Annotated in this window: 19 protein-coding genes and 1 other annotated feature; of the genes, 2 read left to right on the top strand and 17 right to left on the bottom strand. The window is 46.1% G+C overall.

Annotated features, from left to right (window positions below; translation table 11 throughout):
- Positions 1 to 588: 588 nt before the first annotated feature.
- Positions 589 to 1,137 carry a GTP cyclohydrolase I FolE gene (gene folE / locus VLG36_04935; GenBank protein HSW78118.1) on the bottom strand — a complete coding sequence of 183 codons (549 nt, stop codon included), beginning with the start codon at positions 1,135 to 1,137 and terminating at the stop codon, positions 589 to 591.
- Between the two features lie 233 nt (positions 1,138 to 1,370).
- Between folE and VLG36_04940 the strand changes: the two genes are divergently transcribed.
- Positions 1,371 to 1,826 (top strand): NUDIX domain-containing protein, encoded by a 456-nt coding sequence (locus VLG36_04940; GenBank protein ID HSW78119.1) that lies wholly within the window; start codon positions 1,371 to 1,373, stop codon positions 1,824 to 1,826.
- A gap of 109 nt (positions 1,827 to 1,935) precedes the next feature.
- Here the strand turns inward: VLG36_04940 and cysS are convergent, their stop codons facing one another.
- The 13 genes from cysS to rplJ all read right to left on the bottom strand — a co-directional run bounded on the left by cysS (position 1,936) and on the right by rplJ (position 14,149).
- Entirely contained in the window at positions 1,936 to 3,387 is a 1,452-nt protein-coding gene (gene cysS, locus VLG36_04945) for a cysteine--tRNA ligase (protein HSW78120.1), read from the bottom strand.
- Positions 3,388 to 3,467: 80 nt separating this feature from the next.
- Positions 3,468 to 4,451 (bottom strand): DHH family phosphoesterase, encoded by a 984-nt coding sequence (locus tag VLG36_04950; GenBank protein ID HSW78121.1) that lies wholly within the window; start codon positions 4,449 to 4,451, stop codon positions 3,468 to 3,470.
- Entirely contained in the window at positions 4,451 to 5,065 is a 615-nt protein-coding gene (gene recR, locus VLG36_04955) for a recombination mediator RecR (protein ID HSW78122.1), read from the bottom strand. Before recR ends, VLG36_04950 begins: the two co-directional genes overlap by 1 nt.
- Before the next feature lie 10 nt (positions 5,066 to 5,075).
- Positions 5,076 to 5,366 carry a YbaB/EbfC family nucleoid-associated protein gene (locus tag VLG36_04960; protein HSW78123.1) on the bottom strand — a complete coding sequence of 97 codons (291 nt, stop codon included), beginning with the start codon at positions 5,364 to 5,366 and terminating at the stop codon, positions 5,076 to 5,078.
- A gap of 39 nt (positions 5,367 to 5,405) precedes the next feature.
- A complete protein-coding gene (locus VLG36_04965) occupies positions 5,406 to 6,878 on the bottom strand; it encodes a glycosyltransferase family 39 protein (protein ID HSW78124.1) in 1,473 nt (490 codons plus the stop codon).
- 23 nt (positions 6,879 to 6,901) lie between these two features.
- Positions 6,902 to 8,248 (bottom strand): replicative DNA helicase, encoded by a 1,347-nt coding sequence (dnaB, locus tag VLG36_04970; GenBank protein ID HSW78125.1) that lies wholly within the window; start codon positions 8,246 to 8,248, stop codon positions 6,902 to 6,904.
- Positions 8,249 to 8,268: 20 nt separating this feature from the next.
- Positions 8,269 to 9,732, bottom strand: a complete 1,464-nt coding sequence (gene dnaX / locus VLG36_04975; GenBank protein ID HSW78126.1) for a DNA polymerase III subunit gamma/tau — start codon at positions 9,730 to 9,732, stop codon at positions 8,269 to 8,271.
- 70 nt (positions 9,733 to 9,802) lie between these two features.
- Entirely contained in the window at positions 9,803 to 10,684 is an 882-nt protein-coding gene (locus VLG36_04980) for a DUF2797 domain-containing protein (protein ID HSW78127.1), read from the bottom strand.
- Positions 10,685 to 10,697: 13 nt separating this feature from the next.
- Positions 10,698 to 11,213 (bottom strand): hypothetical protein, encoded by a 516-nt coding sequence (locus VLG36_04985; GenBank protein ID HSW78128.1) that lies wholly within the window; start codon positions 11,211 to 11,213, stop codon positions 10,698 to 10,700.
- An 80-nt stretch (positions 11,214 to 11,293) separates the two neighbouring features.
- Positions 11,294 to 11,812 (bottom strand): prepilin-type N-terminal cleavage/methylation domain-containing protein, encoded by a 519-nt coding sequence (locus tag VLG36_04990; protein ID HSW78129.1) that lies wholly within the window; start codon positions 11,810 to 11,812, stop codon positions 11,294 to 11,296.
- Between the two features lie 83 nt (positions 11,813 to 11,895).
- Entirely contained in the window at positions 11,896 to 12,945 is a 1,050-nt protein-coding gene (locus tag VLG36_04995; GenBank protein ID HSW78130.1) for a pyridoxal-phosphate dependent enzyme, read from the bottom strand.
- Positions 12,946 to 13,191: 246 nt separating this feature from the next.
- Positions 13,192 to 13,566: a 50S ribosomal protein L7/L12 gene (rplL, locus tag VLG36_05000; protein HSW78131.1), complete on the bottom strand. Its 375-nt coding sequence runs from the start codon at positions 13,564 to 13,566 to the stop codon at positions 13,192 to 13,194.
- 58 nt (positions 13,567 to 13,624) lie between these two features.
- Entirely contained in the window at positions 13,625 to 14,149 is a 525-nt protein-coding gene (gene rplJ / locus VLG36_05005) for a 50S ribosomal protein L10 (protein HSW78132.1), read from the bottom strand.
- Positions 14,150 to 14,227: 78 nt separating this feature from the next.
- Positions 14,228 to 14,356, bottom strand: a sequence feature (ribosomal protein L10 leader region).
- 89 nt (positions 14,357 to 14,445) lie between these two features.
- Between rplJ and VLG36_05010 the strand changes: the two genes are divergently transcribed.
- Positions 14,446 to 15,342: a hypothetical protein gene (locus VLG36_05010; GenBank protein ID HSW78133.1), complete on the top strand. Its 897-nt coding sequence runs from the start codon at positions 14,446 to 14,448 to the stop codon at positions 15,340 to 15,342.
- Here VLG36_05010 and tmk read toward each other — a convergent pair.
- The 3 genes from tmk to VLG36_05025 all read right to left on the bottom strand — a co-directional run bounded on the left by tmk (position 15,339) and on the right by VLG36_05025 (position 17,373).
- Positions 15,339 to 16,007 (bottom strand): dTMP kinase, encoded by a 669-nt coding sequence (gene tmk / locus VLG36_05015; protein HSW78134.1) that lies wholly within the window; start codon positions 16,005 to 16,007, stop codon positions 15,339 to 15,341. The genes VLG36_05010 and tmk overlap by 4 nt on opposite strands.
- Positions 16,007 to 16,726, bottom strand: a complete 720-nt coding sequence (locus VLG36_05020) for a hypothetical protein (GenBank protein ID HSW78135.1) — start codon at positions 16,724 to 16,726, stop codon at positions 16,007 to 16,009. The genes tmk and VLG36_05020 overlap by 1 nt, the downstream gene beginning before the upstream one ends.
- Before the next feature lie 134 nt (positions 16,727 to 16,860).
- Positions 16,861 to 17,373, bottom strand: a complete 513-nt coding sequence (locus VLG36_05025) for a dihydrofolate reductase (protein ID HSW78136.1) — start codon at positions 17,371 to 17,373, stop codon at positions 16,861 to 16,863.
- Between the last annotated feature and the right edge of the window lie 4 nt (positions 17,374 to 17,377).

Here is a 17,377-nt window from a genome sequence, read left to right on the forward strand (position 1 = left end):
GTGCGTGCTAGCACGTAATGTAGTATATGCATTATAGCGCCATGACGCGTATTAAAGACTCGGATTCTATCCTCGATCTGCTCAACTGTTTCGGGTCGCGCGGAACGCTCGTTGTCCTCTGCTATTCTTCGCCTCACTATCTCTTCAGAGGCGGTAAGTACAATCGCGCTACTTTCATGAGAGCGCCTTTCTATGTGTGAAGCAAGCCATTGCGCCTCTTCGGTGTGTTTAGGTACCCCGTCAAGAATGTATGGGCTGGGTTGTGTAATGTAGGGTATTATAGAACCCTGAATAGTCTCTAGGGGCCACACGCCTCCTCTCTCCATTAAGGAACGAACTTTTTCATCTTTTTGATGGCTTATAGCGCTTCGCGTTATCTCTCCTAATGATACATAGCGTAGGGGCGTGACTCGTTGTAGATGATTGACAAAGGTCGTTTTTCCTACGCCAGTCATCCCCATCAGGACAACATCGTTGGTTGCTATAAAATCGTGTACTGGCTGGTATCGATCTCGCTCGGGTAGGCTCTCACTTCGATCCCTGGCTAGATCCGTGTCACTATGTAGATTAGGGTGCTCCATAAGACTCCTACTTTCTTAAGTAAGATAAAAATTCGTTTTTTGTCCTCATGTTGTTGCGGAATGTGCCACTAACATGACTAGTAGTTGTATAAATGCCCACTTTTTCAACTCCTCGCATTTCCATGCACATATGTCTTGCAGTTAGAGAAACGGCAACGCCTTTGGGCTGTAATCTCTCATCTAAAAATTCTGCAACTTGCTTCGTGATCCGTTCTTGATTTTGAAGGTTCTTACTAAAGTGAGTCAAAATCCGCGATAGCTTCGATAATCCAACAATTTTTTCATCAGGAATATAGGCGATTGTAGCCTCGCCAAAAAAAGGAACCATATGATGTTCGCACATACTATAGAATGGGATTCCCGTTTGAATAATCATCTCATCGTAGCCTTCGTTTTCAAAAGTAGTGACGTTAAATTCTTTTTTTTCTAGAAATTCTCTCAAAAATTTTGTGTACCTTTTTGGGGTATCGACCAAGCCTTCGCGTTCAATATCTTCGCCAATTGCAGTTAAGATGCCTCTGGTCAGCTCTTCCATCTGTTTGCCACTCGTTTCCATAAAACTTCCCTCCTATGATAATTCTTAGCCACAAACTAGCACCCGATCGATGATTATCGATTGTGCGATTATGCAGATATACGTATAGTAGCACATATTTATAATTTACCAAGAAAATTCTTTGTATAAAAAATCTGAGGATCTAACAGTTACGTGTTTGCATAGAAACTCTCATAAAACTACAGACTCTGTCATTGACAGTATGATCGTTCGGAACATACTATAAGTGACATATGAAAGTCGTTGAACGAAGAATCGTAGGGTCGTTACTTATTTCGGTTGACAAGCATCTCCTGCTAGGTTATAAGAGCCCTGGACGGGGTGACAAGTATTCTGATTGTTGGGTTATCCCGGGTGGCGGTGTAAATACCAACGAAACAGATGTGGAAGCTCTTCATCGCGAAATTATGGAAGAGACTGGTTTTGATATATCGTCGTACGAGTCAATTCTTATCGACGATACACTTAGAGGCGAAAATAGGACGAAGGATCTTGTCACTGGTCATGCCATAACTTTTAAAATGAAGTTCTTCGACTACGTTACCAATGTTCCCAAATGCGCCAAGGATATTCTTGTTGTTGCTCAAGATGATTTGACAAAGGTCGAGTGGATACCTTTCGAGAGACTATCGAGCTATAAACTATCTCAATCGACAGCTGACCTATTGAAAAGGCACGGATTTATATAGTATAAAATAAGCCCATCTGTTCATAGTAGTCGCGTAGTTCGCTTGCTAGCACAAGGTGATCTAGCATGAGCGAAGGATTTAGATGAGAAGAGTTTGGGATTGCGAGGAGCTACATATATTCCCAAACGGTGCCCTCTTGCGTGTCGCGAACAGCAACGGCTTTTGCTGCAAGCTGGTCGCGGAGATCATCGGAGAGCTGCCAGTTTTTCTCGTCTCGGGCGCGTTCGCGTTTTACGATGAGCTGCTTTGTTTTGTCATCGATGTCAGGTGTTGAGTCTAGTAGCTGTAGGCCAAGTAGCTGATCAATAGTCTCAAGAAGGTCATGGAACGTATCTCCGTCGATTTTATCTAGGCTGTGAGTTTCAAGGTGAGAAAAGACTTCGTCAATAATGCGAAGTGCTTCTGGCGTATTGAGATTGTCATCCAGTGCGGCTTTAACTAAGCCGATGACAGCAAGTGATGGATCTTCTTCCTTGTTTTTATCTTGGGCTAGCGTATCGTGAACCTGGTGTCGCAGGGCCGCGACGTTTCGCCAATGATGTCGTCTGTTCTTGGCCGCGGTGAGGTTCTCAAACGTAAAGTTACCTTCGTTAGAATACTGTCCCTGTAGTACAAACATCCGAAAATCAAGCGGGTCGTACCCTTTTTCTGCAAGATCTTGAAGCGTATATCCATTGCCTAGGCTCTTGCTGATCTTCGTGCCGTTAACCTTGATATGGTTGTTGTGCAGCCAGTAGTGGGCAAAGATTTTACCGCTTGCAGCCTCGGATTGGGCAATCTCATTTGTGTGGTGAACAGGAATATGATCAATACCGCCAGTATGGATATCAATAGTCGGGCCCAGGATGCTCATAGCCATAGCCGAGCATTCAAGGTGCCATCCGGGAAAGCCCGTCTTAGGATGAGTAGACTTTCCGTCCATTAGATCCGAGGGTGTTTCCCATTCCATGTCACGTTTTTCGCCCATAGGTGTGAACTTCCATAGGGCAAAATCACTCGGATTTCGCTTTTCGGTATTAAATGCTACGCGCGCACCCGCCTTCTGACCTTCAAGATCGAGTCCGGCAAAATCTGCGTAGGTCGGGAACTTACTTGTGTCGTAATAAATGCCGTCATCTATTTGGTAGGTATAGCCTTTCTCTTTTAGAATTCGGATAAGATCTAGCTGCTGAGGAATAAAATCAGTCGCGCGCACCACATGCTCCGGCATGATAAGACCAATTTTTTCCATACCAGCCAAAAAGTCTTCGGCATAGAATTCGGCAATTTGCCAAGCGGTTTTACCTTCACGTTTGGCACCTTTTTCTAGCTTGTCTTCTCCTTCATCAGCATCACTAACGAGATGACCGACATCAGTAATATTCATAACTCGCTCGACGTCGTACTCGTTTGCAATAAGGGTGCGTACGAGCGTATCCCAATAAATATATGCAGCCCAGTTACCTACTTGTAAATGATTGTATACCGTAGGGCCACAGGTATAAAGCGTGACCTTTTGACCATTCATTGGTGTAAAATCTTCGGTTTTTTTAGTGAGCGTATTGTGAAGTTGGAGTGTCATTGCAAGAGTTCCTGTTAAGCGTTTATATCACTTTAGGTAAGCGCCTTATGGTAAGACGCTACATACAGGATTTGGTAATATTACGCTTCATGGTCTTTAATCGCTTTTTCCGTTGCCGTCAATAGTTCTGCTACAATCTTATCGTATTCTTCATAAACACGGAAACCGGCTGCGTATTTGTGACCTCCACCACCAAAGAAGCCGGCAATTTCTTCGGAGATTGGCATGTTGCTACGAAGCTTGCCCGTTACCTTACCGTCTGGATATGTTTTAATAGCAACGCCAATTTCGACACCTTCAACGAGCCGCATTTCATCCAGCACAAGTACGCTTGGATTATATTGATCGCTGTACTGCTGTATTTCTTCCCATGGTATATGGATAATAGCGAGCTTGCCATCTAAAAAGTATTCGATGCGACTAATGAGCTGACCTTTGTAGGCTAAAATCTCTGGGGATTTTTTCATAAACTCACGTCGGCGATTTTCTATAGCAGAGTTGCTTGCGCCGAGCTCTGTGAGTTTTCCAGCTACAAAGAAACTGTTAGCTGTTGTGTTCTGGGTGGTAAGTCCAAGGCTGTCTGACATGATAGCAACAAGCATATTTTCGGCTGCTTGCGCATTGATACTCCAGTTGTTCGTACTAGCAAGTGCATAAATAATCTCACTAGTAGCAACAGCTTCATCGGCAAGCATAGTATGCGGAAAGCTGAGGCTTGATTTTGTCGCGTGGTGGTCGATGACGAGCACCGGGTGCGTTTCTAGGAACGACCGCACACCGGGTGTTTCCAACGCTTTGCTGATAAGAATGTCAGCACTTGTATCCACGATAATAGCGAGGTCGGCATCGGTCTTGAATGTCATTTCAACTCTATCCCAACCTTTAATGTATCGCATGTATTTTGGCACGTCTGTCGCGCAGTACATAGTGACGTCTTTTTTAAGATCACCCAGAATCTCTTCAAGCGCGAGGCTGCTACCAAGACTGTCGCCGTCTGGGTTTTCGCCCTGAATGATGACAATTTTTTGTGCTTTTGCAATAAGCTCTGCGGCTTTTTCGTACATTATAATGTCCTTCGTCCTTCAAGGGCGTGAGTTAGAGTTATTTGATCGGCGTATTCTAAGTCGACGCCGACTGGAATGCCTCGCGCGAGACGTGTAAGTTTAACCTCGTTACCAGACTCTTGAACGTGGCGCTGCAAGAAGAGTGCAGTCGACTCACCTTCAACGCTTGCGTTAGTCGCGATAATGACCTCTTGTACATCGTCGTTCTTGATTCGCTCTAGTAGCTCGGGAATATGAAGCTGCTCTGGGCCGATACCATCAATCGGTGAGATTGCGCCTCCTAAGACGTGATATGTACCGTGATACTGCCCAGTGCGTTCTAGAGCGACGATATCAAGTGGTTCTTCAACGACGGCAATTAACTGCTTATCGCGGCTGCTGTCAGTATAGAGCGAAGAGACGGATTGATCGGCATCTATAAGCGCAAAGGTAACTGGACACGTCTTTACGCCCTCGTGGAGGTCGGAGATGGCTGCTGCGAGCTTATCGGTCGTGTGGCTGTCGCTACGTAGCAGAAAGTACGCATACCGCTCTGCAGTACGCGCACCTACGCCAGGCAAGCGGCCTAATTCATCGATCGCTTTGGTGAGCGCCGCTGGAAGAATTTGCGCCAACGTGTACCCCTTATAGTCCGAGGTTGCCGAGACCACCCATGAGCGGCTTCATTTTTTCTGAGGCAACTTCTTGTGCTTTTGCAAGGCCATCGCGGAAAGCGATCTCAATCCAGTGTTCTAGCTCTGTAATGTCATCAACATCAACTTGTGCTGGGTTGATCTTGACGCTTTTTATCTTCATTTCACCGGTAATCTGAACGACAACAGCGCCATCGCCAGCTTCTACCTCGATGATTTCTTTAGCAAGATCTTTCTGCGCTTTGCGCAGCTGATTCAACATTTTCATTTGGTCAAATGCCATAATTCGGTCACTCCTCTGTTTTTACCTATCTAGTATACGTTATTTTATTACTGTTTTATAGATGTAAAGTCGATCGGCGTTATGAGACGTGCTGTCTGTGATAATACGATAAAGCTGCGATGACTGATCAGTCATGTGAGCATTATGTGTCACAATAACCATCTGCGCCGTAGCGAGGGCAACTGGCAACTGTGTATTCACTTGCACGTTAGTGTTATGTTTTGCAATAACCGCATAAAAAGGTACTTCATTTTGGCTTGGAACAAGTGTAACATTTTGATTAGCTTTTTTAGCCGTAGCGAGCTGCATATTAACTAGGCGAAGGTCGTGGGAAAAATTCCCGGCTGTCTGGGGGTCGTAGGCGTATCCATACATGTAGCGATTAACGCCAGTGAATACCATTCCACTAATAAGCACTACTAGCGGAATGAGACCGGCAAAACGGGCATATGGATTGCGTGGAAAGAGACTATACCAGCTGTTCAGTAAACGATGGATTCCCATTGCCATCAGGAGCATAACAGGTACGAATGTAACACTTATATAGCCGGGGTTGATAATCAGTACTGGTACGAGTAGCACAGCCCAGGCAGCAGTAATATAACTGCGAGCTGTGTATTTTGTTGTGGCAAGCTGAAAGATACCTAAGATAATGAGAATGACGGAGCCAAGACCATAAACTGGTGTCATGAAGATACCACTGCTCGGTGAAATAAAGTCGAAGTACTGGTGCAGAAGCTGAAGGATGTTTGCTTTAAAATCGATCGAAGTTGTTGGAATACCAAGAATCGTCAATCCGATAGATGGCTTCAAAAAGATTGCGTATGCAAGCGGTATAAGTAGAATGAGCGCTACCACAACGCCTATAGCAATCTTGATCTTTGAAAGTTGTCGTACAAGATATCGAAGATGTGGGTGCAGCATGATCGCACTTGCTAGCGCAATAAGAATATATGGACTTAGCGGCGTATACATGCTGAGCGCAGCAATGGCAAAGAGTGCAATCTTCCAAACAGTCGTCCATCCTGTCCTTCTAGAAATGAGCATTGCAAGTACAAGCAGCCAAACTGACCAAAAGATATATACGATACTACTCGTGCCGCTTTGAGCCACGAATAAAAACTGTCCGGTCGTAATAACGATAATGGCAGTAAGAACGGCGACGTTTTCACGGAACCAGGTTCGAAGTAACATGAACATTCCAGCGGCAGAGAAAAGCCCTAGGAGTAATGATGGCAACTTAACACTGAAAATAGATACGCCGAGTAGATTAATACTGGCATGCTGCAAAAGGTGATACGGAAGATTAATAACAGAATCTGGATTGAACGAGGAAAGTGAAAAAGTTGCAGTATTACTGGTAACGACAGACTGCATTTCACTCTGACTCAAGCCGCCCGGTATAAATAGTCCGGCTACTATAAGCATGCCAATGATCAAGATTGCGATAAGACCATACCCCAACACGTATCGCCACCTGTAGATAAAATAATCTGTTAGTTCTTTGCCCATAAATTACTTACGATTATAGCACGTTAATCATGTCGTTTATCAAGCGACATAAAGCGTAGGCGCTCTGGGTGGAAGTACAGTTCAACCTTGCCAACAGGGCCGTTACGATGTTTAGCGATAATAAGATCGGTAATGTTTTCACGCTCGGTCTCTGGGTTGTAGTACGCTTCGCGGTAAATAAACATTACAATGTCGGCGTCCTGCTCGATTGATCCAGACTCACGAAGGTCGGCTAGCTGTGGAATCTGCGGACTGCGACTTTCAACGGAACGCGAGAGCTGGCTTAGCGCGATGACAGGTACATTTAGCTCGCGGGCAATAAGCTTAAGTCCACGTGAGATTTCACTCACCTCTTGCACTCGGTTGCCATTGTCGCGACCGCTTCCCTGCATCAGCTGAAGATAGTCAACGATGATAACTCCCAGAGGAGCATCATGAGCGGCGCGGCGGGCTTTGGTGCGCATTTCAAGAACGGAAAGTCCTGGTGTGTCATCTAGATAAATAGGTGCTTCGGCCATTTCGCCCATAGCTTCACTAAGCTTACTAAAATCATCATCAGAAAGATTGCCTGTACGAATATTCCAAGCGTCAACACCGCTGGCGTCAGCCAACATACGGTCAACTAGCTGTTCTTTGCTCATCTCTAGGCTGAAGAATAGGACAGACTGCTTGGCGACGGTCGCTACATTGTATGCGAGGTTGGTTACAAGGGTTGTCTTACCCATGGCTGGACGGGCGGCAAGAATAATCAGGTCACTTCGTTGGAGGCCTGCGGTCATATTGTCGAGGTCGCGCCAACCGGTTCGAACGCCACGAAGTGCGCCCTTGTTGCGATGGAGTTCTTCCATGCGGTCAAAACTATCTGTTAAAATCGTTTCAATACTGACAAGATCTTGTTTGAGCGACTGGTCGCTCACGCTAAATAGTTCTGCCTCAGCCTTTTCGAGTAGTTCCTGTGTGGTGGTCTCTTCGTCAAAACCAAGCTCGGATATATCAGCGCTGGCTTTAATAAGTCGGCGTCGAATAGCTTTTTGGGCAACCATTTCGGCGTAGGCTTCGGCGTGAGCTGCGGTCGGAACATAGTTAGTAAGCTCAGTTAAATAAGCTGAACCACCAATGACATCAAACTCATCCTTCTTTTTAAGCTCATCACTGAGAGTCAAAAGATCAACCGGACGATGACGCTCATAAAGTCGCATCATGCCTTCGAAAATGATTCGATGGCGTTTGTCGTAAAAATCTTTTGGCGAAACATGCTCTGAAATATCGGCAAGAGTTTCCTCGTCAATTAAAACTGCACCGAGTAAACTCTTTTCGGCGTCTAGGTTTTGTGGCGGGACTTTTCCGGCCGGGACTTCTTTTGTTGACATACACCTCTTAGCATCAAAGACTATTCTTCGATGCTTACCTCTTCTCCTCCACCCATAATAGCAGCTACTGCGGCTGCTGTGCTATCTTTTGGCGGCGGCGGTGTTCCAATTGTCTCTATAAGTGGGTCACCAGCTCCCGTTTGCTCGAGTGCGACAGTCAAGTTAGCGCGGTACTTTGCATCGTCCAACTTCTTTTTATAGAAGTTATTGACGGTATAAAGAATTAGCTTATCATCGGCCACTTCGTAACTGCACCTTGCAAGTACGCTATGGATCGCCACGAAGTTTTGATGTGTGTATTCAAGGACTGCATTCCAGTCGAGGTTTTCAAGGTGAGATTCGCCTTGTAGTTTAGGCACATCTGGCGAGGTTACCGACGGTGATGGTTTAGCTGGCTCGCGGGGCGTTTTACTCGCCGGAATTTGGCTTACCATGGGTTTAACAGAAGGCGTTGGCCGAACGGCCTGACGTTCGAGCTCTTTAACGGGCGCACTAATTTCAGGCATTGGCGATGCAAGCGCGACAGATTTTGGTTTAGGCGCGGCATGAGTAGCCAGTACGGTTAAAAGTTTAATACTTGGCTGTGATGATTTAGCCACTTCGAGTAGTTGGTCGAGTAGCGGCAGCAGCTGTGGTTTTTCGGCAATTTGCATACGAACAGTCTGAATAAGCTGACTTACGAGGACGCTTGGCTGAATGCCACTTTGTTCACCTGCATCCACCAGCGCTACGATCGCAGTGATGTCACGAGCCTCGTAGGCTGCGAGTAGTTTTTCAACGTGTTCGGCTGGCGCTAGGCCAAGCGCCTCTTCTACGAGTTGCATGGTGATGCCGGTTTTCTCATCAGCAAGACCTTGCAATTGGTCGAGCAGACTTATGCTATCACGAAAACTGCCATCTCCACGCCGTGCAATGATCTCAAGAGCTCCCTCGTCGATTTTTATACCTTCTTCTTTTGCGATGTAGGCGAGATGTTTTTTTGCAACTACTGGTGTTATAGCTCTAAGACTAAAGCGCTGCGTGCGGCTAATTATAGTTGCAGGCAGCTTATCTGCATCGGTTGTAGCTAGGATAAAAACAGCATGCTCAGGCGGCTCTTCGAGGGTTTTAAGGAGTGCATTAAATGCAGCCTTGGAAAGCATGTGCACCTCGTCGATGATGTAGACTTTCTTGAGAGCTGAAACAGGTGCGATTTGTACTTTTTCTCGCAGATCTCGAACATCTTCAACTCCATTATTACTTGCAGCATCGATCTCAATAATATCAAGATTCGTTTCATCTTCGTCATAGGGTAGTTTATTAATTTCGTATGCCAAAATACGGGCTATGGATGTTTTACCAACACCCCGAGGGCCTGTTAAAAGATATGCGTGAGCAATTCGGCCGGCGGCAAGCGAGCGCTCTAAAATATCGGTGACATGTTTTTGCCCCTCGACATCAGCTAATTTGCGGCTGCGATATTTACGATACAACGCTTTTGACACTGTTTGTTTCCCCTCACGTTTCTGGTTCTATTGTACGCTGTTTGTGTTGAATAATTTGTTGTCGTTTTTATTAAAAAAGTGATATCTGTCGAGCTGGAAGATCAAGTGACAGTTCTGTGTCAGTGATCTCTACATGGTGGCCGATGAACTTTTTAAGGGGCAGAAAAACTGGCGTATCTTTATAATCGCAAAAAAGTAGAGATCCGAGCATACCGGTACATCTGCCTGTTAGTAGCTGCTGATCAATAGAGCAAAAGCTTTGAGTGAGGTCAGGCTGTGTGTTTGGGAAAAAACTAGTATCTAGATCATGCACCTCACTGTCTGCAAACGAAACATGCAGTTGTTCTTCAATACGACTACGGGTCTGTTTGAGATCACCCTCACCCTTTTTGTGGTCGTATGGTATTTCTAGTAGAGATAGCTTTTTCCTCAGTTGCAATGTTTCGGCAATGCCAGGCATACTCGCAATCTTAGCTTCGTATTGCCTAGCGATATGAGCAGACGGAAATGTATCTAAAATAAGTGCATCGCGAGCGCCCTGCTCCAAAAGTCGCGATCGCTCGCGTTTAGCATGTGAGATACCAACCTTAACAACATCGTCGCCAAAACGCGCAAGATATAAAATGTGTGGCTCTTTGTTGCGAGCTTCTTGCTGTTCAGAAACCGTGCTGGCATTGTAAAACGCCGGATTAAACCCAGTCCTAGTTTGGCAAGCTGGACATTGCTCATATTTATTCTCAACGACATGACTATCAGGGCAGCTAAAGCGTTCACCGGTGGTAATATCACGCCAGCCCGTGCAGTGCCGCTGCGAAGTGTCAAAACGCATAGCTATCCTTTGACCGAGCGGCTCGAAGTCAATGAAGGAATTGCCTTTTTGAAACGAAATGATAGGTTTCTCGTCACGTGAGAAACCTACATGTGTTAACAAATAATCGCCCACCTCAGGCATCTTCAATCCTCTTCTAGAGTGCTGCTTCGACAGCAGCCCAGGTAGCTTCTGGATTATCTTCAGGAACGATGATAGTAACCTGGTCGCCGATGTTGATACGGAAGTACGTTACGCTAGCAAGGAGAATACGGTATTCGCGACCATTCGTCTCGACGTAGTAAGCACCATCGTGTTGTACAAGTGTACCAATGATTTGTCTTCGCTCAACGGGGCCGATTTGCTTGTAGATAAAACCGCCATCATCTGCGATAGTCAGCTTAAGGATGTCGCCCTCAACCAACTTAGATTTGCTGGCGTAGTTTGCTGGTACTGGATAGCTTTTGCCATCTGGCCCGATCATAATTTGACCATCAAAGACACCCTCGACGATTTTACCGCTGACTTCTTCTTGGCTGTTGCGTGGAGTTACAATGGTGCCGTCATCACCGACGATACTAATAAGTAGCTCCTTTGCGGCCGCTAGGTTTGTTTCTGCCTCTTGAATAAGCGATCGTAGCCGCTTGACTTGTTTTTCGGGTAATTCAGACATGGTAACTCGCAATTTCCTTTGTCTATTTTTGTGTAGTATTACCCCTATATATACCAGCCACAATGCTACCTGTCAAATGTTTAGGTGTGCGTCCAGGACTGCCAGGTGTTTGGGGCGGACATTCCCGCGGAGCCAAGTCCAATATTGGAGCCGAGCGCGCTACAGAGCGTGGTTGCGTTAGAGAAGCTATTTTTTGTCAGTATAGTATTATTCACAAAACCATCTTGCGTCATCAAGAATATAGTATCAGCCTTACTGAGCGCGGCAATATAATACGACTGATAGTCGGAAGTGTTTACGCAATATACAAAGTTGACCGCGGTCGTTACATCGTAGGCGCCTTTAGTAGCCTTTATGTTAAGCGGGCTGAGATCGGTACTTGTTTGTGGAAAATAATGAGTAGTTGAAGTACTTACACGGAATGACTCAAGCAGGCCTGTCGAGTTATCTAGGTCTGACTGAACGGACGCATCGTAACCACTATTCTGTACATTACCGTATACAACCAGAGTTATGGACGCCAAGATAACAATTATAGAGATAACTATAAGTATCTCGACGATAGTAAATCCGTTTTGAGCGGCGCGTATAGTACTCATGCTTTTTATCATTGTAGCATACAAAAGTTATTCAGTTTTCCACATTATTTTAAGGGGTAGTTTTGTAAACGTTGTCATTTTTATCATGACTGCCAGATAGCTCCGGGCGCATCATTTCGCCCTGTTCCGACGACGGCAATCAGTTCACCTGGATATGCCTTGGTTATTTTTGAGAGTCCAGCTACGGCAACAAGAGTTGTAGGTTCGAACGGTACAAAACTGGAGCAACGATCGAGTTTGCGGTAATGAATTTCTTCTAAATAATCTTCTACAACTGCCGTTACTTCATCGTCGTCTACTTTCCATAACGTGGTATTTGGAAAGGTTTGGTAGGCATCGAGTGTTCGCTCAGCTGTTCTTTTTACCGCGGAACCTCCATATCGTGTATTGGGATGTGTCGCATCGACAACCGCGCCAACCTCTGCACTGCGTGATAAACTATTGCTGCCTTGTGCCTCGACACCATGGACTGTGATGTTAGCTCCAAGCTCCCTGAAACGCTCGGCAACGCCACGAAATAGACCGCCTCCGCCGACAGGCAATACTACGTGTCGAAGATCCAGGTTTGACTCCAGGGCACTGCCGTAGATATCGTCAGCCAGCGTACCTTGGCCTGCAGATACGAGCGGGTCGTCAAACGGATGGACAACTTCACCGAGCTGTTCGGCGCTTGCATGCGCCCATGTGAGGCTTTCGTCAAAGCTGTCGCCAACTACATGGAGGTTAAAGCCGGGAGTGTCGCCCCACAATTGTTTAGCGCCCTCTTTCTTACTCATCGGAGCTGATGTTGGTACAACACCATGAACTCTCATTCCTAAAATCTTTCCGGCCATAACAGCCCCACGTAAATGGTTACCCGCAGAGGGCACGGTGACAGACTCGACACCTTGTTCTTTCAATACAGACATGGCATTGTAAGCCCCACGCCACTTAAACGTCCGTGCATAGTTGGCTGCAGCATCGGCAAGGTAAAGGCCGGACGCTCCAAGCCTATGCGTGTAGAGGGAAAACTCACGGTCTAGCTCGGTAAGTTCAAACTGCTCGCCCATTTCTTCGCGACGATTATCGATCGTGGCATATGCTTCTTCACCCATACTTGCTCGGTATGTCTGGCGCTCAAGTGCTATGGTCATGGTATCTCCTTCTTAGACAACAAAAAACTCCGGCTCAGCGGCCGGAGTGCTCGTGTATCTTCTAATATTTATATATGAGCAATCAGCACCGCGTAGATGGCGGAATAATAATGCTGATAATAATTTGTTGGTTAGTGCTCACTGGTAGATAGTATATCGGCTAATAATATTGATTGCAAATAAAGCAGCCGTCTACGCAAGGTAAACGGCCGTTCTATGATTGGTTGTAATTCGGTCAGAATAAAATTAGCTGAGTTCGACAGTTGCGCCAGCTTCTTCGAGTTGCTTCTTAGCAGCTTCGGCGTCGTCTTTAGTAACCTTCTCTTTGATAACGCTTGGAACGTCGTCAACGAGGGCTTTTGCCTCACCAAGGCCAAGGCCGGTGATTTCTTTAACTGCCTTGATGACAGCAACTTTCTGAGCACCTGCGTCCTTGAGGTTAACAGTGAACTCAGTTTTTTCGTCTTCAGCAGCACCAGCTTCAGCTGGAGCGGCTACGGCAACAGCAGCTGCAGCAGCTGGCTCGATGCCATATTCATCCTTAAGGATAGTTTTGAGGTCATTAACCTCGAGTACAGTAAGCTTAGTAAGCTCTTCTGCAAGCTTTTTAATATCAGCCATAGTAGACTCCTTGATTTAGTATCCGGTTATATGAATATAACCGGATGAATTAACTTGATTAACTGGTTGCTTTTGCTTCAATGCCATCAAGCAACGCGTGTAGGTTGCCAGATAGTGCATTGGTAACATCGTGAACTGGTGAAAGCAGTTGTGATACCACTTGGCCGATAAGTTGGTTCTTGCTAGGTAGACCAGCAAGTGCCGTAACCTCTGCAGCACTCAAGAGTGCACCTTCACCTGAGAAAGCACCAACAAATTCAAGAGCTGGGTGTGTTTTTGCAAACGCACTCAAAACTTGTGCTGGAGCTACCTCGTCTTCACTGCTAATTGCGTAAAGCAACTGGCCTGTGAGTGATGAAGTGTCGGTATTTTTGTACGTATCGTTTGAGCCAAGAGCGACGCGGACAAGACGGTTTTTAGCCACCTTGATCGTTACGCCAACTTCGCGTGCTTGCGCACGAAGAGCTTGGATATCAGCAACGCTTAAGCCCTGATACTGTGCGAACACAGCCATCTTAGAGCCTGCAAGTGCCTCACTCATTTCAGCAACCAAAGTGTTCTTTTTATCGCGTGAAATTGCCATAAAAACCTTTCTTTAGTTGTGCCCCGAAGGGTTTTAATTTTTCTGACCGAATTGTCAACGTACGGTAATGAGAGGCTCAAAGAAATGAAAAAAGTCTTTGATTCTCGCATTACCAAAGACTTGACTCGAAATGTTTATTTCATTCCTCGGTAGCATGATTAAGTGATACTTCACCGCTACTGTCTCTGGCAATGTCTATCTGTAGTGTAGCAAACAACCTGTGAAAATGTCAACAGTTTTTGCGAACTGAGCATTAATTGTTAATTTACGAGTTTTATGGTATAATAAACGGTCGAATGAAAGAAAAGCAACCCCAGCATCCGGTTTCACGGAAAGAACGCTCCGAGTATGGAGCTGTTCCACTTGAACCTTGGACGGCCGTTGAAGAAGAAGGTAGTTGGCTTCGTAAAAAACGTCAAACCTATTTGGCGGCATCTGTTCTTCGTATCAGCGGACGTATCGATGCAGCCATGGATGCCGCGGTGAATCAGTATGACTGGGTTGATTCACCTGATCTCTCGCGTGAACTTCGCAGTTTGGTCGAATCTTCACTCTATGACTCACAACGGCGTCGGCTTGAGCTTAACCCTGGCGCACTTCAACGTGGTTCGGTAGATGAAGAGGACGCCCGCTACGAAAAAGCTAAGAACGGCACCGCGACGCCCGCCGAACTCCTGGCTCTGCTTATGGAATATCCAAAATTAGAGTCTGTGGAGCTTGCTAAACTGTCTCACCCACTTGATTTCCAGGCAACTCAAGAAATGGATGACGAGGTGATGTACTCTCTTGCTTGGATGGGTTTTGATTTTCTGGACGAACCCGGTCGCTATAAAACAAAAAGTTATAAGGCAGAACTTCCTGTGGCTACAGTGCTGCGTAAACAAACAATCGCCGAACATCAAACGGACAGCGGTATATTGCAAGTGGTGCAGCGTCGCGCTTTCCTGGTGCGCGGTGACAAGGAGGCTCGTGCCGACAATGACATATATCTTGATCGTATGTTGCATGACCCAGAGGGGCACGCTCGGATTTATAAAAAGATTGAAGGTTGGTATCCATACGCTAAACTTCTTCCTGTCGAGAACGAACGTTCACGCAAGTGGCTTCAGCCGCTTGCGACATCATATTATGCCAAGTACGTTGATGAACCGTCTGCTACTGAAAATCTCTCAGGCAGCAACTCGAGCTCTTAAATAAGTTGTACTTCCTCGAGCTTTTGAATGATACGTGCGTGCACTTCATCAATGCTACCCCCTGCAGAAATACGAGCACTTGCGGGCATATCTTGTCCATCTACGGTGTGGCGTTTAGCAACCATTTGACCTGCTTCAGCATACCCTTTTTGTAGTAAACTCTGAAATTCATCAGGTTTTGATTCAAAGTAATCCTTGGCGCTCGTTCCTCGCCGTGCAAGCATTTGCTGGTGTTGTTGTTCGGGTACGTATAGGAGTGCGGTGAAGGTGGGCTCTATGTATTCATTAGGTAACCATTTTTTTGTTTCATCACGAATTACCTCCGCTCCCATGCCGCATGCTACTCCTTGGTATGCGACTGAAGAAAGCCAGTTTCGATCAGCGACGATAACTACTCCATCACGGAGTGCCGGCTCAATGACCTGGCGATAGACCTCAAGGCGGTTAGCAGTAAAGAGTAGCAAATCTGTTGAAGGCTCACGTGTAAGATCACGGTTTTTTATGATCTTTTCTAGTTCAAGCCCCATTGGCGTCTCGCCCGGCTCATGTACGTAACGACTTTTAAGACCGCGCCTAGTTAGTTCATCGACAAGAATCTGTGCCTGGGTAGTCTTGCCAGTTCCATCGGGACCCTCGATGACAAAATATTTGCCGAGCTCGCTCATTACTTCAGTCCTCTAGGAAGGCCTTTGACAACTGGCGGCAATTTTCGCTTGTCTTTATAGGCGCGCGGAAGCATGTGTTCGGGCGACCAGGTAGCTATCAACTCGTCGAGGTCGCTTGTGTGCTGGTATTTGCCACTCATACCGTCGCGGCCGTCACTGTATTCGCCGTCTACTGTGCCAGTGTGGTGAAAAATTACTTGCCCCATGCGTTCGCCAACCGGTAATACGACTGATTCGTGCTCGTTAAGGTTGTAAATCTCAAGTGTAATGCGATTAATATAGCCTGGGTCAATCCAGCCAGCATCGAAACAAACAGCTACTCCGTTACGTCCCCAGCTACTACGCGAACGTACTTCACTTGCGCCGCCATGTGCTCGAATACCCATGAATTCATGGGTGTGAGCTAAAATACGCTCGCCAGGTCGTAGGACGATAATAGGGTGATCCTCTGGAATATTAGCAAAGAGTTGATATCCGTGTTCTTCGCACCATTGTTTATGCGGCATGGCCTCAAGAGGACCCTTAAAATAGCGCTCAACATCACCTTGATCGAAAGGATTATACACCTTCGCCTGCTCTTGGTATTCTTGCTTATAAAAATAATGTCCCAAAGTAAAGTCGAGGCTTGCCTCGCTAACATGAGCTTCGTTGTACGGCGTGCATACAATGGTACCACCGGCAATGGCGGCTTTAATTTCTGTGTTGCTGTAAACGCTCATCCTTGTACTCCCGCATTAGACAAAGGCGCCCTACCAGCGCATTCTTTATCTTTAGTGCTCACCTCCCCAGGTGTTTGTTTCCTTAATTTATACCCTACAGTATGCCATATTTTGATTAACTGGACAACTTAAACCTAGGCTATGCGATCGAATACAATCGTGTCAAAGTCGTATTCATCTCTGTCGCTTTTTTCATGATGCGATCGAGACGTCTCGTGCCACGCGCGTTTATCGAACGAAAAAAACGTGTCGCCATTAACGATCGTATCTACTTCAGTCAGATAGATGCGATCCGCATAGGGCATAAGAAGTTCGTAAATCTGACTGCCACCAATCACAAAAATATCGTTCTCGGTCTGATTTGCCCGTTTTAGCGCGTCGTCGGGCGAATGGGCGACCACGACATTATCTCGCTTTGGCGTGTACTCCGCATCTCGCGTTATAACTATATACAGTCTGCCTGGCATTGGTCGTCCACTACGATCATAGTAGGCGGCCATAGAATCATAGGTTTTGCGTCCTAAAATAACCACCTTACCAAGTGTAAGCTGCTTTAGTGAAGCAAGATCGGAACGAATCCTCCAAGGGATTAGGTTATCTTTGCCGATAGCACCCTTTTTATCCGCAGCAACAATATAAGAAATCATGGTT

This window comes from Candidatus Chromulinivoraceae bacterium (assembly GCA_035478595.1).
Classification (GTDB): domain Bacteria; phylum Patescibacteriota; class Saccharimonadia; order Saccharimonadales; family Saccharimonadaceae; genus CAMLKC01.

Excerpts from the sequence above, each read along its gene's own strand:
- VLG36_04965 (HSW78124.1), bottom strand. The coding sequence starts at position 6,878 with ATGGGCAAAGAACTAACAGATTATTTTATCTACAGGTGGCGATACGTG.
- VLG36_05025 (HSW78136.1), bottom strand. The coding sequence starts at position 17,373 with ATGATTTCTTATATTGTTGCTGCGGATAAAAAGGGTGCTATCGGCAAA.
- VLG36_04980 (HSW78127.1), bottom strand. The coding sequence starts at position 10,684 with ATGCCTGAGGTGGGCGATTATTTGTTAACACATGTAGGTTTCTCACGT.
- VLG36_04940 (HSW78119.1), top strand. The coding sequence starts at position 1,371 with ATGAAAGTCGTTGAACGAAGAATCGTAGGGTCGTTACTTATTTCGGTT.
- VLG36_04950 (HSW78121.1), bottom strand. The coding sequence starts at position 4,451 with ATGTACGAAAAAGCCGCAGAGCTTATTGCAAAAGCACAAAAAATTGTC.
- rplL (HSW78131.1), bottom strand. The coding sequence starts at position 13,566 with ATGGCTGATATTAAAAAGCTTGCAGAAGAGCTTACTAAGCTTACTGTA.
- rplJ (HSW78132.1), bottom strand. The coding sequence starts at position 14,149 with ATGGCAATTTCACGCGATAAAAAGAACACTTTGGTTGCTGAAATGAGT.
- cysS (HSW78120.1), bottom strand. The coding sequence starts at position 3,387 with ATGACACTCCAACTTCACAATACGCTCACTAAAAAAACCGAAGATTTT.
- VLG36_04995 (HSW78130.1), bottom strand. The coding sequence starts at position 12,945 with ATGACCATAGCACTTGAGCGCCAGACATACCGAGCAAGTATGGGTGAA.
- VLG36_05010 (HSW78133.1), top strand. The coding sequence starts at position 14,446 with ATGAAAGAAAAGCAACCCCAGCATCCGGTTTCACGGAAAGAACGCTCC.
- folE (HSW78118.1), bottom strand. The coding sequence starts at position 1,137 with ATGGAAACGAGTGGCAAACAGATGGAAGAGCTGACCAGAGGCATCTTA.
- dnaB (HSW78125.1), bottom strand. The coding sequence starts at position 8,248 with ATGTCAACAAAAGAAGTCCCGGCCGGAAAAGTCCCGCCACAAAACCTA.
- tmk (HSW78134.1), bottom strand. The coding sequence starts at position 16,007 with ATGAGCGAGCTCGGCAAATATTTTGTCATCGAGGGTCCCGATGGAACT.
- VLG36_04985 (HSW78128.1), bottom strand. The coding sequence starts at position 11,213 with ATGTCTGAATTACCCGAAAAACAAGTCAAGCGGCTACGATCGCTTATT.
- VLG36_04990 (HSW78129.1), bottom strand. The coding sequence starts at position 11,812 with ATGAGTACTATACGCGCCGCTCAAAACGGATTTACTATCGTCGAGATA.
- VLG36_05020 (HSW78135.1), bottom strand. The coding sequence starts at position 16,726 with ATGAGCGTTTACAGCAACACAGAAATTAAAGCCGCCATTGCCGGTGGT.
- VLG36_04960 (HSW78123.1), bottom strand. The coding sequence starts at position 5,366 with ATGGCATTTGACCAAATGAAAATGTTGAATCAGCTGCGCAAAGCGCAG.